The sequence below is a fragment of the Brevibacterium zhoupengii genome, from assembly GCF_021117425.1.
GTDB classification, from domain to species: domain Bacteria; phylum Actinomycetota; class Actinomycetes; order Actinomycetales; family Brevibacteriaceae; genus Brevibacterium; species Brevibacterium zhoupengii.
On record NZ_CP088298.1, the window covers coordinates 113,723 to 130,409 of the forward strand.

General features: G+C 65.1%; 14 protein-coding genes. 7 read left to right on the forward strand and 7 right to left on the reverse strand.

Annotated features, from left to right (window positions below; translation table 11 throughout):
- Nucleotides 1-104 precede the first annotated feature (104 nt).
- The 4 genes from LQ788_RS00520 (at nucleotide 105) to LQ788_RS00535 (ending at nucleotide 6,002) form a co-directional block, all read left to right on the forward strand.
- The gene (locus LQ788_RS00520; protein WP_231444218.1) at nucleotides 105-1,670 is read left to right on the forward strand and encodes a class I adenylate-forming enzyme family protein; all 1,566 of its coding nucleotides are present in this window, start codon (nucleotides 105-107) and stop codon (nucleotides 1,668-1,670) included.
- Complete coding sequence (locus LQ788_RS00525; RefSeq protein WP_231444219.1) at nucleotides 1,667-3,010, forward strand: beta-ketoacyl-[acyl-carrier-protein] synthase family protein; 1,344 nt, start codon at nucleotides 1,667-1,669, stop codon at nucleotides 3,008-3,010. Before LQ788_RS00520 ends, LQ788_RS00525 begins: the two co-directional genes overlap by 4 nt.
- Nucleotides 3,011-3,040: 30 nt before the next feature.
- Nucleotides 3,041-4,246, forward strand: coding sequence for an acyl-CoA dehydrogenase family protein (locus LQ788_RS00530; protein ID WP_231447505.1), 1,206 nt, complete (start codon nucleotides 3,041-3,043; stop codon nucleotides 4,244-4,246).
- Nucleotides 4,247-4,352: 106 nt separating this feature from the next.
- A complete protein-coding gene (locus tag LQ788_RS00535; RefSeq protein WP_231444220.1) occupies nucleotides 4,353-6,002 on the forward strand; it encodes an amidohydrolase in 1,650 nt (549 codons plus the stop codon).
- A 39-nt stretch (nucleotides 6,003-6,041) separates the two neighbouring features.
- Here the strand turns inward: LQ788_RS00535 and LQ788_RS00540 are convergent, their stop codons facing one another.
- The 6 genes from LQ788_RS00540 to LQ788_RS00565 all read right to left on the reverse strand — a co-directional run bounded on the left by LQ788_RS00540 (nucleotide 6,042) and on the right by LQ788_RS00565 (nucleotide 12,156).
- Entirely contained in the window at nucleotides 6,042-7,544 is a 1,503-nt protein-coding gene (locus LQ788_RS00540; protein ID WP_231444222.1) for a sodium:solute symporter family protein, read from the reverse strand.
- Nucleotides 7,541-7,867 (reverse strand): DUF3311 domain-containing protein, encoded by a 327-nt coding sequence (locus LQ788_RS00545; protein ID WP_231444224.1) that lies wholly within the window; start codon nucleotides 7,865-7,867, stop codon nucleotides 7,541-7,543. The genes LQ788_RS00540 and LQ788_RS00545 overlap by 4 nt, the downstream gene beginning before the upstream one ends.
- A 111-nt stretch (nucleotides 7,868-7,978) precedes the next feature.
- A complete protein-coding gene (locus LQ788_RS00550) occupies nucleotides 7,979-9,364 on the reverse strand; it encodes a dihydrolipoamide acetyltransferase family protein (protein WP_231444226.1) in 1,386 nt (461 codons plus the stop codon).
- The gene (locus tag LQ788_RS00555; protein ID WP_231444228.1) at nucleotides 9,364-10,383 is read right to left on the reverse strand and encodes an alpha-ketoacid dehydrogenase subunit beta; all 1,020 of its coding nucleotides are present in this window, start codon (nucleotides 10,381-10,383) and stop codon (nucleotides 9,364-9,366) included. Before LQ788_RS00555 ends, LQ788_RS00550 begins: the two co-directional genes overlap by 1 nt.
- Nucleotides 10,380-11,486 carry a pyruvate dehydrogenase (acetyl-transferring) E1 component subunit alpha gene (gene pdhA / locus LQ788_RS00560; RefSeq protein ID WP_231444230.1) on the reverse strand — a complete coding sequence of 369 codons (1,107 nt, stop codon included), beginning with the start codon at nucleotides 11,484-11,486 and terminating at the stop codon, nucleotides 10,380-10,382. The genes LQ788_RS00555 and pdhA overlap by 4 nt, the downstream gene beginning before the upstream one ends.
- A gap of 133 nt (nucleotides 11,487-11,619) precedes the next feature.
- Entirely contained in the window at nucleotides 11,620-12,156 is a 537-nt protein-coding gene (locus LQ788_RS00565; protein ID WP_231444231.1) for a YqeB family protein, read from the reverse strand.
- A gap of 197 nt (nucleotides 12,157-12,353) precedes the next feature.
- Here LQ788_RS00565 and LQ788_RS00570 point away from each other — a divergent pair, with 197 nt between their 5' ends.
- From LQ788_RS00570 to LQ788_RS00580, 3 genes are all read left to right on the forward strand, one after another.
- Nucleotides 12,354-13,019: a TetR/AcrR family transcriptional regulator gene (locus tag LQ788_RS00570; protein WP_231444233.1), complete on the forward strand. Its 666-nt coding sequence runs from the start codon at nucleotides 12,354-12,356 to the stop codon at nucleotides 13,017-13,019.
- 180 nt (nucleotides 13,020-13,199) lie between these two features.
- The gene (locus tag LQ788_RS00575; protein ID WP_262908365.1) at nucleotides 13,200-15,107 is read left to right on the forward strand and encodes a siderophore-interacting protein; all 1,908 of its coding nucleotides are present in this window, start codon (nucleotides 13,200-13,202) and stop codon (nucleotides 15,105-15,107) included.
- 64 nt (nucleotides 15,108-15,171) lie between these two features.
- Nucleotides 15,172-16,188: an ABC transporter substrate-binding protein gene (locus LQ788_RS00580; protein WP_231444235.1), complete on the forward strand. Its 1,017-nt coding sequence runs from the start codon at nucleotides 15,172-15,174 to the stop codon at nucleotides 16,186-16,188.
- A gap of 9 nt (nucleotides 16,189-16,197) precedes the next feature.
- Here LQ788_RS00580 and LQ788_RS00585 read toward each other — a convergent pair whose 3' ends face one another.
- The gene (locus LQ788_RS00585) at nucleotides 16,198-16,656 is read right to left on the reverse strand and encodes an Lrp/AsnC family transcriptional regulator (protein ID WP_231444237.1); all 459 of its coding nucleotides are present in this window, start codon (nucleotides 16,654-16,656) and stop codon (nucleotides 16,198-16,200) included.
- Between the last annotated feature and the right edge of the window lie 31 nt (nucleotides 16,657-16,687).

Here is a 16,687-nt window from a genome sequence, read left to right on the forward strand (position 1 = left end):
ACGTCACTCTCCTATACTGGGAAAGCAGCTCAGACCGGGCGCGCAGTCCGACTGAGGACACCCACCACAGACCCAGCCGGACCTTGAATATCTGGAGGTCACACGTGCCGATCACCTCGACGATCCTCGATGTCGCAGGCAGCCACCCCAAGCAGCTTGCCCTCGTCGGCTCCGGCGAGGCGCTGACGTACTCCGAGCTCCTCGAGGACTCCCGATCGATGTTCGCCGTCGTCGATGAACTGCATCGGGCACAGTCCGACCCGCCGACTCCCGCACCGGAGACCGAGGGCATTCCCATCACCGCGATCAGTGCCACCTCGGCGTTCGACACTTCGCGCATCATCGCAGGCCTTGCCGGCTACCGCGCCGTGTCCGCGACCATCGATCCGCGCTGGCCCATGGCCCACCAGCTCGGCATCATCCGGACCACTGGAATCGGCCTCGTCATCAGCGACTCAACCGCCCTCGCCGAGGCGCTCGCCGCCTCCACCTGGACCGGCACAGTCATCAGCCTCGCCGACTTCCGAACCCGCGAAGCCGCCGTCGCAGCGGACGCGGCTGCACCTCCCGCCCCAGCACCCACCGTCCGCGATGCGTCCGAGCCCTTCCTCATGCTCTTCTCCTCGGGGACGACGAGCAACCCGAAGGCCTTCATCAAGACCCGCCAGCAGTACCGCGACAACGTCGCCGTCTCCGCGGCGCACCTCGAACCGCTGCCCGGCGTCGCGACCCTGGCGCCCGGTCCGGTGTCCTACAGTCTCACGCTCTACGCCGTCATCGAGAGCCTCGCGACCGGGGGCAGCGTGCACGTCGCCGACGAGTTCGACCCGATCACGATGGGCCGACGCATTGCAGCTGAGTCCATCACCCGCGTCGTCGCCGTCCCCGCAGTCGTCCGTGCCCTCGCCGAGGCAGCCCGCCGTGACCCCGAACGTTTCACCGGGTTGGACCTCGTCGTCACAGGCGGAGCCAACCTGCCCGCGAGAATTCGCAACCGCCTCGGCGAGATCCTTCCTAACACTCGCCTGATCAGCTACTACGGTGCCGCGGAGATCGGATTCATCGGTGACAGCCGCGACGGCGACGGCACCTGGATCACCATCTATCCGAGCATCGGCGCCCAGATCCGCAGCGAGTCCGGCGGCGAGGTCCCCGAGGGGGAAATCGGCACCCTGTGGATCCACGCCGCGGCCTGCTCCTATGGCTACGTCACCGGCACCACCGACGCGGTGCTGCGCGGCAAGGACGGCTGGGCCACCGTCGATGACCAGGGGCGCATGGTGGACGGCATGCTGCAGTTGGCGGGGCGGGCCGGGGACATTGCGATCACCGGTGGGCACAAGGTCTCACTGCCGGAGGTCGAGCGGGCGTTCGAGACCTATGACAACCTCGGCGAGGTCTGCGCGATCGCTCTCGACGACCCCGCATTGGGCAGCATCATCGTCCTCGTGATCGAAACCGGCACCGACACAGCGGGGCTAGTTGCCGGCGCAGCGCGACCAATTATCGACAAGGCTGCGCTGTTCAAGCATGCGCGCACTCACCTGGCACCCCAGTTCGTTCCGCGTCGCATCTATCGGCTCGAGCAGCTGCCCAGAACCGTGGGCGGGAAGATTCGGCGCTCCGAGACCGTTGACCTCATCATGGACGGACAGGGACAGCGACTGTGAGCGCATCGAAACCCGAGGCCAGGCACGCGCAGAGCACGGCAAGCCGTCGCGTCGTCGTCACCGGTCTGGGCGCAATCACGCCCAGCGGCAATGACGTCGAGTCCCTCTGGAAATCCGTTGTCAATGGTCACAGCGCGATCAGTGTGCTCGAGGGTGAAGAATTCGCGGATCTGACCGTGCGCATCGGCGGTCAGGTGAGGGACTTCGACGCCGAGGCGGTGCTGCCCCGAGCGCTCGCCCGCCGACTCAACCCGGTGCAGCACTGGGCCATCGCCGCCGCCGACCAAGCACTGGGGCAGGCCGGGATCGCGCGGCCGGAGGCAGGGGCAACACGGACGGAGGCCGCGGCGGAACCGGATGAGGCAGACGACATCCCATGGGACCGATCCCGAGTCGCCGTCATCGCCGCCACCGGCTCCGGACCGGTCGACTCCATGCAGAACGCCACACGTTCACTCCTCGACGGTGGACCCCGCTCGGTGCCTCTGACCTTGGCGATCCACGGTGCACCCGACTCCGCCGCGGCACTGCTGAGCCAGCGCTTCGACTTCCGCGGACCGGGTCAGGGAGTCTCGGCCACCTGCGCCAGCGGGGCGATCGGGCTCGGCGAAGGGCTGCGGCGCATCCGCCACGGCTACGCCGACGCGGTGCTCGTCGTCGGGATGGAGGACTGCCTCAACCCGGTCAACCTGGCCTCGAATGCGAACATGCGGGCCCTCGCCGCCGGCTTCGAAGACGATCCGACCCATGCCAGCAGACCCTTCGACAAGGACCGAAACGGATTCGTCATGAGCCAAGGTGCCGCGGCGATCCTCCTCGAGTCCGAGGACAGCGCCGCTGCTCGCGGGGCGAGCGTGCTCGCCGAGCTTACGGGATTCGGCGCCGCCGGCGACGCCCACCATCCGACGAACCCGCACCCCGAGGGCCGAGGTGCCGCCTCGGCGATGATCCAGGCCCTGGCTGATGCCGGCCTCGGAGCCGACGACATCGATCACATCAATGCCCACGCCACCGGCACTCCTGCCGGGGACGCCGCCGAGCTCAAGGCCTTCGAAGCCGCACTGGGGGAGACCGCGCGCTCGATTCCGATCAGTGCCACGAAGTCCTCCACTGGCCACCTCCTCGGCGCCTCCGGAGTCGTCGAAGCCATCATCGCGATCCGCACGATGGCGGAGCAGAGACTGCCGCCGACGCTCAACCTCGGCGATCCGGAATTCGCCGGTTGGAATATCGTTGCAGGTCAAGCCCGTGACGCTGGGGACTCGATCAACTCTGTGCTGTCGACTTCCTTCGGCTTCGGCGGGCACAACGGCGCCATCATTCTGCGCAGACCCCACTGAACCACCCGACCCTGTGAACGAGGAGACATGATGACGGACCGTGAGACCCACCTCGGCGAATTGGCCGAGAAATACCTCCCCGCCGAGGTGCTCGAGCGCTTCCGCGAACGCGCCGGCGTCTACGACAGGGAGAACCGGTTCTTCGACGAAGACCTCGAGGAACTGAAGTCCCTTGGCTACCTCACCCTGTTCGTTCCCGACGCCTACGGGGGGCCAGGACTGAGCCTGCACGAGGTCTCCCGACTCCAGCAGCGCCTGGCCTCGGCAGCACCTGCGACCGCGCTGGCCATCAACATGCACCTCATGTGCACCGGTGTCGTCAAGGCTCTCAACGACCGCGGCGACGCCTCTCTGAACTGGGTGTTCGAAGAGGCGATGGCCGGGGAGATCTTCGCCTTCGGCATCTCCGAGCCCTCCAACGACTGGGTCATGCAGGGCTCGAACACGGTCGCCGAACCGACCGCGGACGGCGGCTTCCTGCTCACTGGCGTGAAGATCTTCACCTCACTCTCACCTGTGTGGACGCGACTCATCGTCCATGGGGCGATCGAGCATGATGATGGGAACTTCGCCGGCCCCGACGCGGATGAACCCGCTGAGGGACAGCTGGTCTACGGCTTCGTCGAACGCAGTGCCGAAGGCATCACGATCTCCGACCACTGGGACGTCATGGGCATGCGGGCCTCGCAGTCGCGAGCGACGATCCTCGACCAGGTCCCCATGCGCCCCGAACGCGTCGCCCGCACCATCCCGGCAGGCAAGCACCCCGACCTACTGACCTTCGCGATCACCAGCAACTTCCAGCTGCTCATCGCCTCCGTCTACGCAGGTGTGGCCGCTCGCGCCCTGGAACTCGGGGCCGCGGGACTGAAGAAGCGCACCTCGGCGAAGGCCGAAACCACCTTCGCCGAGGTGCCCGAGACTCGCGCACGCCTCGCCGACGCGCACCTCGACTACCTGTCCGTTCCCGCCATGCTCGATGCCTACACCAGGGACTTCGATGCCCTGATCGACCATGGTTCCGGTTGGCCACTGCGCCTGGTGGGAGCGCGGATCAAAGCCTCCGACGCGGCCCGTCACGCGGCCGAGACCGCGCTCATGTGCTCCGGTGGCAGCGGCTTCGACAACAGCCACGAACTCTCACGCCTCTACCGAGATGCGACCGCCGGGCTGTTCCACCCACCCAGCGCCGATGCCGCCCGCCCCATGTATGCAGCGGCCCTGCTCGACGACTGAGGAGCGTTCGGCCGGGAATCTCGGCGGTCGGTGTCCACCAGCGTCGTGTGCGGTGGCGTGACACGATGGTGGATAACCCACACCAGCTGCAGAGACGGAGCATCCCATGGAGGAGAGAACACCGACGATCGTGCGCGCGAAGGCGATCGTGGCACAGGCGAAGACCCCGGGAGCTCAGAACTCCACGTCTGGAACACCTGGAGTATCGTGCCCCGAACCGGAAGCCCTGGCCATCACCGGTGAGACCATCACCGCCACCGGCGCAGTGTCAGACCTGCGAGACAGGTTCCCCGGCGCCGAGGTGCTCGACTTCGGTGACTCGACCATTATCCCCGGTCTCAACGACGCCCACATCCACCTGGCGATGACCGCGGGCGATGCCCTCCACCTCGACCTATCGCATGCGGCGGTGGGGACGGTCCCCGTACTTTTGGACACGATCGCCGCCGAGGTGAGCGCCACCTCGGCGGGGGTGTGGGTCAAGGGCAGCCGCTATGACGATGAGAAGACCGGGATCGTCCTCCGCGATGACCTCGATCGGATCGCGCCGGAGACCCCGGTGGTCGTCAGCCATGTCGCCGGACACTGGGGTGTGGTCAACTCCGCGGGACTGCGGTTCCTCGGCATCGAAGAGTCAACGCCCGACCCGGACGGCGGGCGCTACGACCGGTATTCCGATGGTCGGCTCAACGGGAAGCTCATCGAACGGGCGCTGATGAATGTGCTCATGCCTGCCACTGCCCGCGGGGATCGGTTCATTCCCGGCGACACGATCTCGGACCTGCAGCTCGGAGCCGCACGGACCATCGCGCAGTGGAACGCCGCGGGCCTGACCTCGATCTGCGACGCACTCATCAGCCCCCAGGACATCGCGATCCTCTCGGCCGTGCGCGATGCCGGTGATCTGAGCATGCGCATCGGCATGCTCTTGTCCATCGACCACTACGACAAGGCCGTCGACCTCGGCGTGGGCAGCGGATTCGGTGATGATCGGCTCAAGCTCATCGGCGTCAAGGCATTCCTCGACGGAGCCATCGGCGGGCGAACCTGCCTGCTCTCCGAACCCTTCACCGACCCGAACTGCCAAGGCGTGCAGACCACCTCGACCGAGGAGCTGCGGGCCAACGTCGAACGTGTCCATGCCGACGGCAACCGCATCGGCGTCCACGCCAACGGCGATGCCGCGATCCGTCTCGTCCTCGACGCCCTCGAAGACGTCGCTGCCCGGAACCCGCGCCCGGGACTGCGCCACCGGATCGAACACTGCAGCCTCATCGACGACGACATCCTGAAGCGGATGCACCGCCTCGGTGCTATTGCTGTCCCCTTCGCCGGATACCCCGGCTATCACGGCGGGGCGCTGAACTCCTGGTACGGCGAGGAGCGGATGGGTCGGATGTTCGCCCACCGAGCATTCCTCGACGCCGGTGTCACAGTCGCCGGGTCCTCGGACTATCCCTGCGGGCCCTACCAGCCGCTGTTCGGAGTGCAGTCCCTGGTCACCCGCACTGGAGTCGACGACGGGATCACTGTCGGAGCCTCACAGAAGGTCACGGCCGCCGAGGCCCTGTCGATCTTCACCCTCGGATCAGCCGAAGCCTCAGGCGAGGAGTCATACAAGGGTCGGCTGGCGCCGGGATACCTTGCCGATTTCACCGTTCTCGGCGACAACCCACTGACCATCGACCCACATGGGATCGCAGGCATCGACGTGCGCGCAACATATGTCGGCGGGGACGCGGTGTATTCTGCCTGAGGCTTCCGTCGACCTGCGTGCCGGTGCCACAGTCCAGCCTCAAGCTGCCACCTTCTCCCGCTCGGCGGCGGGAATCCAGCGCGGGTCCGGCTTGGCCAGGGTGACGAGGACGACGATGATGAGGTTGACCGCGACCGCCCACAGGCCGCCGTTGATGCCGAAGAGCGGATCGTGACCCGTGTAGTGCAGGGCCACCATGGTCACCGAGCCGACGATGAGACCGGCGGCAGCGGCCTGCTTGCTCATCCGCGGCCAGTAGAGGGCGAGCAGAGCGGCGGGAACAACCTGCGCGAGGCCCTCGTAGCTCAGCACCGAGAGCTCGACGAGAGCATCGGGCATGAGCAGACTCATGACCAGGGCGATCACGCCGACGATGAGGCACACCCACTGGGACAGAGTCTTCTGCCGCAAGCCCCGAGCGGTCAGCTGTTCGGCAGTCATCGACGCGGAGTTCTCCGGGCCAGACAGCCCTCCGCCGAGAACCGTGCGTCCCCACATCGAACCGATCGAGAGCATGTACACGCTCATCGGGACGATGGCCGACAGGGCACCAGCGACACCGATGAGCGCGACCAGGGGCGCGGGCAGTGAGTCGATGACCACGGAGAACAGCGCCAGATCCGCGTCCCTGAGAGCCGGTATGACGAAGAGCGCGGCCACGCCGACCATCATCGGCACGAGGAGCAGCAGCTGATACCAGGGCAGGATGATGGAATTGCGGCGCAGGGTGTTCGCCGAGGTGCCCGACAGGTATCCGGCGATCGACGTGGGGAAGACGGTGATCGTGATCCCGTTGAGGATGATCGTCGAGATGAACCAGGCACTTCCATATGTTCCCTCGCCGGCACCGGGGAACGTCAGCCATTGAGACTTCTCACTCACGAGCCGGTCGAGGAGTTCGCCCAACCCGTCGAAGTAGTGCAGCGGCACGTAGACGGCGAGGAAGGCGACGGCGAGGATGACGAGGCCGTCCTTGAGGGCGCTGACCCACGCGGAACCGCGCAGACCGGAGAAGAGGATGAACGCCTCGGCGACGATGAAGGAGATGACGGCGGCGACCTTGAGGTCGATCGCCCCATAGCTCATGGCGTTGACGACGGCACCCATACCCTGGATCTGCAACTGGATGTAGGGAACGATGAAGACGGTCGCGAGCACCGCGACGAGGATCGCCAGACCGCGCGAGCGGAAGCGGTGCTCGACGATGTCGGAGAGGCTGACGAGCTTGTGCCTGGCCGCATAGGTCCAGAACAGGGGTCCGACGAGGTAGGCGACGACGAGCCCGACGCTGAGGTAGCCGATGAGGTAGAGGATCGGCACACCGTAGGAATACGACCAGCCGGCGGTGCCTAAGAACGAGAAGCTCGTATAGGTCTCGCCGGCCATGAGCAGCAGGATGAAGACGAAGCCCAGGCCACGGCCGGAGACCGACCATTCGTCGAGTGACTTCTCCCGACCGCGGCCCGACCAGATTCCGATGCCGATGGTCGCGAGCATGGCAATGCCGAAGATGATGCAGGCGATGATGGCGGAGGTGCTCACTTGTCGGCCTCCTGTCCATCGGCCCCAGAGGCCTCCTCGATCGGGTAGTCCTCACCGAAGGCGACATCGGCAGGAACGTATTCGGCCTTGTCGCGGCGGTAGTAGTGGTCACCGCGGGCGGCCATCCACACGAAGAACCAAGTGAGGATCGTGACGACGATCGTGTAGGTGAGGATGAACGGCAGCCCGAAGATGCGCGGCTCGATCGAGTTCGCGACGAACGGGGTGAGCAGGTAGAGAACCACCGGAACGATGAGGAGCAGCAAAGAGTATCGCCGCCGAGGTGGCCTCGACGGCGATGGTGAATCGTGGACTTCCGACATGCGCGACCTCTTCCCCATCGAATGGATACCGCAGGTGAGCGGCCTGCGCCACGTTAATGGTGTGTGTCACGGGAGGTGGAGGTCATTCCGAAATGTGGAATCTGTGGTCCGTCACAACTCCGGCAGCAGGGAGATCGGGTTCTCGATGCAGTCGGCGATGAAGGTGAGGAACTGGCTCGGTTCGGCTCCGTCGCAGGCGCGGTGGTCGAAGACGAATGACAGGAACATGACCTTGCGGACGGTGAGTTCGCCGTCGACGACCCACGGGCGTTCCTTGATCCGCCCCAGGCCGAGCATCGCGACCTCTGGCAGGTTGATGATCGGTGCCGAGCCGTCGACTCCGAACACGCCGTAGTTGTTGAGCGTGAACGTGCCGCCGGTGAGTTCCTGAGTGCTGAACTTGCCGGTCGACGCTTTGCCGACGGTCTCGGACACGGAGTCGCGCAGCTGCCGCAGGCTCATCTGATCGGCGCTGTGGACGACCGGGACCATGAGGCCCCGGGGTGTCTGCGCAGCCAGGCCGAGGTTGATGTCGGCGTGGGTGACGATCTCGTTGTTCTCGGTGTCGATCGAGGAGTTGATGATCGGGTGCTTCTTCAGCCCCGCGACGACGAAGCGGGACACGAGCGAGAGCAGAGAGTACTTCTCCCCGGTCCGCGCCTCGAGGGCTCGCTTCGTGTTCAGCAGCTCCGTGGCGTCGACGTCGAGCCAGATCGTGGCCTCGGGAACCTCCTGCCGCGACTTCGACAGACGTTCGGACACGACCTTGCGCAGCCCCGTGATCGGAGTCCGGGTATCGCGGCTGGTTGAATCGGCACTCGCCGAGGTGGTGGTGGAGGCATGCGCCCGACTGACCTGAGCGGCAGTGTCCGACACCGAGGCTGTCGCCGACGAGGCTGTCGCGCCCGACTCGAGGGCCTTGAGGACATCTGCCCTGGTGACGATGCCTCCAGGCCCGGTGCCCGGGAGATGTTTGGCGCTGAGTCCGTTGTCCTTCGCCAGTTTGCGCACGATGGGCGAGGACACAGGGGAGACCGAAGGTTCGGCAGCGGAAGCCGGGGGAGTGGCCGCCGCCTCTGCAACGGGAGCAGCCGTCGAGTCGCTGGTCTTCGGACCGAAGGACCGCTTCTTCGTCGACCGTGCCTTGGGCTCGGAGGTGCCGTACCCGATGAGGTTGGCACCACCGCTGTCGGAATCGGAACCCTCGTTCGCACCCGACTCAGCACCCACCTCGGCGACGGAAAGCAGGGCCTGACCTGCGGATACGGTGTCACCGGCGTTTGCATGCAGCGCTTCGATCCGACCGGCGAACGGGCAGGGCAGCTCGACGACGGACTTGGCGGACTCGACCTCAACGACCATCTGGTCGACGTGGACCTCGTCACCGACATTGACCATCCAGCTGATGAGCTCGGCCTCGGTCAGGCCCTCGCCCAGATCGGGGAGGATGAAATCACGGGCGCTCGTCGTCTTCGCGGAACTCGTCTCGGCACTCATCACAGCTCCCAATCCCAGGATTCGAGCGCGTCGAGAATGCGTTCGGCGGTCGGCAAGAAGTACTCCTCGAGCTTCGGGGACGGGTAGGGGACATCGAACCCGGTGATCCGCAGGATCGGGGCCGACAGATGAGTGAAGTTGTCCTCGGTGACCCGGGCAGCCACCTCGGCGCCGTAGCCGCCGAACTGGGCGGCCTCATGGATGATCACGGCACGCGAGGTCTTGCGCACCGATGCCGACACGGTCTCATCATCGAAAGGAGACAGGGATCGCAGGTCGATGACCTCGATCGACAGTCCGTGGTCCGCGCCCTCTTCGGCCGCGGCCAGGGCCGTGCGCACGGTGGGCCCGTAGGCCAGCAGGGTCACATCCGATCCAACGCGGACAACCTGCGCCCGATCCATCGGCGCGGTCTGCACGGGCAGGGCAAGCTCGTCCTTCATCCAGTACCGTGACTTCGGCTCCATGAAGATGACCGGATCCTCGGAAGCGATGGACTCACGCAGCAGCGAATAGGCATCGGCCGGATTCGAGGGAGTGACGACGGTCAGGCCCGGGGTCGAACACCAGTAGGCCTCGGAGGAATCCGAGTGGTGCTCGACGCCGCCGATATCGCCCGCATAAGGAATCCGGATCGTCAACGGCAGGCTGACCTTGCCCTTCGTGCGGTTGCGCATCTTCGCCACGTGGGACACGATCTGCTCGAACGCAGGGTAGGCGTAGGCATCGAATTGCATCTCGACGACCGGACGCATCCCGGCCATCGCCATACCGATCGCGGTGCCGACGATCCCCGACTCTGCAAGCGGGGAATCCCAGACCCGTTCGGGTCCGAATTCCTTCCGCAGGCCTTCAGTGACACGGAATACCCCGCCGAGGCGACCGACGTCCTCACCGAAGACAAGGACGTTCTGATCGTCGCTCAGACTGTCGCGCAGGGCCTGGTTGAGTGCCTTCGTCATCGTCACCGAGACCGGTGTCGGAGCGCCTTCTGCCGTGGTGGCAGCGGTGACGGTCATGACTGTGCCGCCGTTGCCAGCTCGGCCTCAAGCTTCTCCTGCTGAGAGATGAGGTTCGCACGCGGATTCGCATAGACGTAGGCGAAGAGCTCGCTCGGATCGACCTCGGCATCGGTGTTCATGGCGTCACGGACCGAGGTGGCAAGCTCTTCCGCGCTCGCCGTGATCTCAGCGGCGACGTCGTCATCGAGGACTCCGGCTGTGCGCAGGTGCTTCTCAAGGCGATCGATGGGATCGAACTGCTTCCAATGCTCGACCTCCTCGGCGTCACGGTACTTCGTGGGATCGTCGGAGTTCGTGTGCGACTCCATCCGGTAGGTCAGGCACTCGATGAGGGTCGGGCCCTCACCGTTGCGGGCACGTTCGAGAGCGGCGGTGACGGCGGCGAACACGGCCGCGATGTCGTTGCCGTCGACGCGCAGGCCGGGCATTCCGTAGCCGGCGGCACGATCGGCGAGCATCGTGGCATTGGCCTGCTCGCGCAGCGGGGTCGAGATCGCATACTGGTTGTTCGCCAGCACGAAGACGGTTGGGGTCTGCCATACCGAGGCGAAGTTGAAGGCCTCATGGGTGTCGCCCTCGCTGCTGGCGCCGTCGCCGAGGAAGGTCAGGGTGCAGGCGTCTTCGCCCTTGAGCTTGGCGGCCATGGCGAAGCCGGTGGCGTGCAGGGTCTGCGTTGCCAGCGGTGTCGCCGCAGGTGAGGTGTGATATTCGTTCGGGTCGAACCCGCAGTGCCAGTCGCCGCGGAAGGCGGAGAGGATCTCGGTCACAGGAACCCCGCGGGTGAGCAGAGACGCGGAATCGCGGTAGGTGGGGAACAGCCAGTCGTTGGGTGCCAGTGCGGTGGTGGCACCGACCTCGATGGCTTCCTGGCCGGCGGCGGACGGATAGGTCGCGAGCCGTCCCTGCCTGGTCAGGTGGGTGACCTGAGCTTCGAACCGACGGACCTGCACCATCTTCTGATACAGACCCAGAAGGGTGCGATCGCTCGGGATCGTCAGCCCATCGGTGGGGACATCGGTGGGCTGACCGTCTGCACCGATGAAGCTGACTGGCTGCAGCTGGGGCAGTGCGCGGCGAGAGGTGGGAACGTCAATGGTCATGGCCCCATAGTGGCGTGAGCCGCGTCACCGATCCAGGGTCTGCGAGCAGGTCCGGACGCGGCGCGCATTTGTGTCGCGAAGCATGGACGAAGTGCTCGGTTACAGCGTGGGCGGAGGGACGTTTGGCCCGGTCTCAGATCTCGCCCCACCGGTAGCCGCGTGAGGTGAACGCCTCGGCGACCTTGTCCTTCTTGCCTTCGACGTCGCCCTTGTACGCCTGATGCCCGCCCGCGGTGAGGATCGTCAGTTTGCCTCCGTCGTAATAGGCGGTGGAGAACGAGGACCTGGAGATCCTCAGCGGTTGGTCGTCGTCTCGGCCGATGAGGATCTCGTCATCGCCGACGCGCAGGGGTGTGGTCGAGACAGTGATGACAACGGCGGCGATTGCGCCGAGGACCGCGCCGATGAACGGGCGAGCGATGACCACCCATGCCTGGTCGAATTGGCTGAGTTTCTCAACGACGTCTCCGAAGGGGATCGGGAATCTCGCGGCGAATGAACCCAGAGCGGGAAGGAAGAACCCGAGTGCGACGCCGATTGCCACGCAGACGGCGCCGATGACAGCGACGTCGGCCCGGCCAAGGGTGAACACTGCGGCAGTACCGTTGGCTGAGGAGCTCGCCCCCGAGATGCCGTTCGGATGGGCGGTGCTGTGTTCCCTGTCTGCCATGGTGTCTCCAAACTTGGCTGCGGCGACGGTCGTTGGGGAATCGTCGGGTGTTCGTGCCGATGTCAATGGCCTGCGTGGAGTTTCGATGATCCCTCTGGAATGAAAGTGTATCAAAGTGGAACAGCTATGTACCACCATGTATGTGATCGGGCATGATTGACTGCAGGAATGACGTATCGAAGAAGCGGGAGGCTCTGGTGAGCGAGGTGAGCAGCGGTATGCGGCGCCTGGGGAAGAGCACCCTGATCGTAGAGGCGATGACCGTGCTCGCCGAGAATTCGAGGGCGTCGATGGCCGACATCGCCAGTGCGATCGGCGTCGGGCGGACGACTCTCTATCGGTACTTCGGTGACCGTGAGGCCCTGATCGCCGAGGTGGCCCGTCAAGGGGCGCGCATGTTCACCGATGCTCTGCTGGGCGCTCGCCCACATGCGGGTCTCGGGCTCGAGGCCGTCGAGCGGATCTGCGCGCAGCTGTTCACCGTTCCCGATGTCCTCACTCTCATGTTCGCCGACAATCCGATCATCACCGACGACTCATTCGCCGAGGTGGAGCGCGAGCGGCGCATTGAGGCGGCAGGCGCCGACGTCTCTGCTGGCGGCGACCGGTCGGGTGTAGATCCGGGGGGCGACGCGAAGGACGAAGGCGACCCGGTCGAAGTGATCATCCGCAGGGGGCAGGGTGACGGCTCCATAGCCCAGGACGTGCCCGTTGAGTGGGCCGCGATGTACGTCTTCCTGACCATCGGCTCGGGGCACCTGTACGACGTGAGCTCTCGTTCGGGCAGTCGCGACCCAGGCAATCGTGCGGCAGCTCTTGACCTGACGATCCGGGCGATCACGAAGACGCTGAGACCAACGTAGAGCCGCCTCGGGCAGTTGTGGGTCCTTTGAACTTAGGTTAGGCTGACCTATGAGACAAAAAGGTATTCGTGTGCCTGAAGGTGGTTGACACGCCTGCTTGACGTTGCGAACCCCTGGTCTCGACGTTTCATCCGTCAAGAGACCCTCGGAGCTGAATTCATGCCTCGTTCTTCCAGGCCCATGCAGGTCTTGCCGATCGTCCTGCGCGAGGTGGAAGTCACTGGCATCACGGATATCACGCCGAACATGCGGCGCCTGACAGTAGCGGGCGATCAATTGTCGGCAGGTGTGGTGAACGGGATGCCACGGCCGCAATTCCGCTCCGAGGGATTCGACGATCACGTGAAACTCGTCATCCCGACGCCCGAAACTGCAGCGCTCGACATTGGTGAACAGGGAGAATTCCGCTTCAACTGGAATCGAGAAGCCCTCAACCTCACTCGCGACTACACGGTGCGCAGTGTCGACACTGACACCAATTCCTTCACCTTCGACGTCGTCCGTCACGACTCTGGACTTGCTTCTGACTGGGCCTTCGACGCCACCATCGGTGACACGCTGAATTTTGCCGGACCCAAGACCTGTGCAGGCATCAGCGAAGGCATCGACTTCCACCTGCTCATCGCCGACGAAACCGGTCTGCCCGCAGTGGGACGCTGGCTCGAGACCGCTCCCGCGGGCACCAGGGGACACGTCATCGTCGAAGTGCAGAGTGCCGACGACATTCAAGAGATCGCCACGGGTGCCGAGGTCGAAATCGACTGGCTGATCCGGGGATCCACTCCGCCGGGGGAGTCTGTCTTGTTGTACGAGGCAGTGAAGAACATCGATCGTCCTGCAGGCCGAACCTACGCGTGGTGCGCGGGCGAGGCGCTGACCATTGCCCCCATCCGGCGGCACCTGCGACACGATCTCGGTCTACCCAAGGAGGATGTCGAAGTCATCGGTTACTGGCGCAGGGCATCCGCTGCGAAGAAGCCCGAGACCGCGACTGCCGAATCTGCTCGGACTGCCGTGAGCGAAATCGTCGACGCCGCGGGCGCCGTGGAGCCTGCGGACGAGTCCCCGGGTGCCTCCGACGACGGCCGGAATATTGTCAAAGACGTCCACGAGATGACCGAGATCCTGCCCCCGATCATCACCCGCATCGCAGTCACCCTCGGCATCGGCAACCTAGTGGCAGGAGGAATCACCACCGCCGAGGCGATCGCCACGGAGGCCGGCATCGATGCCGAAGGTACACGCGTCGTCCTCACCGCCATGTGCGCCCTCGGCCTCCTCGAGCGCGAGGGTGCGAACTACAGCAACACCCAGGCCGGCGCCGTGCTCATCGGCGACCGCGCGGGCGACGGACTCAATCTCGACGATCCAGCAATTCGAGATCTCTTCTCGATCGTCAGTCTGCTCGACGTTCTCAGGAACGGACATGACGCCAAGCCCGCACCCGCCTCGGACAAGGCTCTGACCCCGGCGGGCAAGGCTCTGACCTCGGCGGGCAAGGCTCTGACCTCGGCGGGCAAGGCTCCCACTTGGTGGACCCAGCGTGGGGTCTATGCCGCCCTCGACGCCGCCCACCGATCTCACACCCTCGAGCACCTGCAGTACGTCCTCGATATCATCCTCGAGCTGGAGCCCATTGCCATAGCTGCAAGCGTTGCCCTGACAGGTGATGCCGAAGCCGAGGTGTCGGCCGCCCTCACGCGCAAGGCACCGGAGTCCGGCCGGAGCGTCCACATTCCCGGCGGTGCGAGCGTTGCCGGCGATCAACCTTGGCCAGTCGTCGACTGCACCCTGATGCTCGCGGGGCTGACCGGACGCTCGCGCACAGAAGCAAATGCTCTCCTGGCGCGCATCCTCGAGTCCAGCTCCAGCCTCGTGATCGTCGAACCCCTCACCGACGAGGCCGAGCTCGACGATCATCAGGCAGAAGAGCTCGTCGCAACGTACGCCATGACAGGCAATGCGTCATGGACGAGCGAGGAGCTGTGCGAATGTCTCAGCGATCTCGGCGTCGCGGCGGTCGAGGTCGTCGACATCGGGTGGGGGTTCGGACGCTTCCGCAGCGCCGTCATCGCCCACAGAGTCTGAATCTTCCCTCTGCCCTAGAGGGTTCATCAGTCGCGAGCCGCAGGCTCGGCGTTGAAAGGAACACATGAAACTCAATCGCATCATCACAGCTGTGATCGCCTCAGTGGCGAGCGTCGGCCTCCTCGCCGGGTGCTCAGTCGAAGGAAAAGGTGACTCCGAGGCCTCTGGCGGCGCCGAGACCCGCACTGTCACTGATTCCAGCGGCGCCGACGTCGAAGTCCCTGCCGACCCGAAGAATGTGGCGACCCTGCACTACGCTGCGACCGAGACCCTCATGGACCTCGAAATGCCTCCCGTGGGGCAGGGCAGCTACCAAGAGCCCACCGTTCCCAAGGACTGGGCGGATGGACTCAGTGACATCCCTGTCGTAGCCCAGGAGGAGCCCGACCTGGAGAAGCTCGCCGAGGTGTCACCCGACCTCATCCTCGCCCCCAACATCTACGAGCCGGACATGATCAAGCAGTTGGAGGAGATCGCGCCGGTCTACCAGTTCACACTGCGCGGAGGTGACCGGGCGAACTGGCAGCAGCGGGTCGAGGAGGTCGCCGAGGCGATCAACCAGACCGATGAACTCAAGGAACTCGACGCCGACTTCCAGGCGGAGCAGAAGGAGATCGCCGAAGAGTACGGTGACGTCACCAGGGGCACGAAGCTTGGAGTCGTCTCCTCCTACGAAGACAACTCCGCCTACCTCTGGGGCAGTGAGAACATGGTCGGCTCCCTGTTCACTCCGCTCGGCCTCGACTGGTCAGCTGACGAGGACGCCACTATCAAGAAGTACGCGAAGGCAAGCCAGGGCGGCAACAAGTCGGGCATCAAGGAGCCCGAGGCCCAGATCTCAATGGAGGTCCTCGATAAGAGCCTCTCCGATGCCGACATCATCTTCGTGACCTCGAACATGCGCGGCGAGTACGACGAGCTGACGAAGACGATGATGGATTCGGCGGTCTTCAAGGACCTGCCCGCGGTCAAGGCCGGGCATGTCTACCCGCACGGCAAAGCCACGATCGCCGGATACTCCGACGCCAAGTACGGGATCGAGATGGCCGAGAAGGCGATCAGGGAATACCAGAAGGGTTGAGCGAGTTGCTCAGTGCCCGGAGCCGGGCCGGTGACCTTCGGCCTCGTCGAGGATGAGCAGCGAGCGGGAAGAGACCACACCCGGAACCTCATGGATTCTGCGCAGGATGACTTGAGACAGGGCCGTGTTGTCAGGGGCATTCACGGTCACCAGGGCATCGATGTCACCGCTGACGGCTTGGACCTTCTCGACGAACGGCAGCTCGGCGAGCTCATCGCGGACCTCTGGCCAGGGACGATCGCCGATCTTGACGACGACTACCGCAGTCACGGTCATGCCGAGGGCACTGCGGTCCACCTCGGCGGTGAATTTCCTGATCGCACCGGACTCGATGAGAACGGAGAAGCGCTTATGGGCGGCCGAGCGGGAGATGTGCACGCGCTCGGCCAGTTGGCGCACGCTCAGGCGGGAGTCGTCGACGAGGGCGGCGATGATGCTGCGGTCGATGTCGTCGAGGTCAAATGCCACGAAGCGCTCCTTCACCGTTGATGCGGGCGTC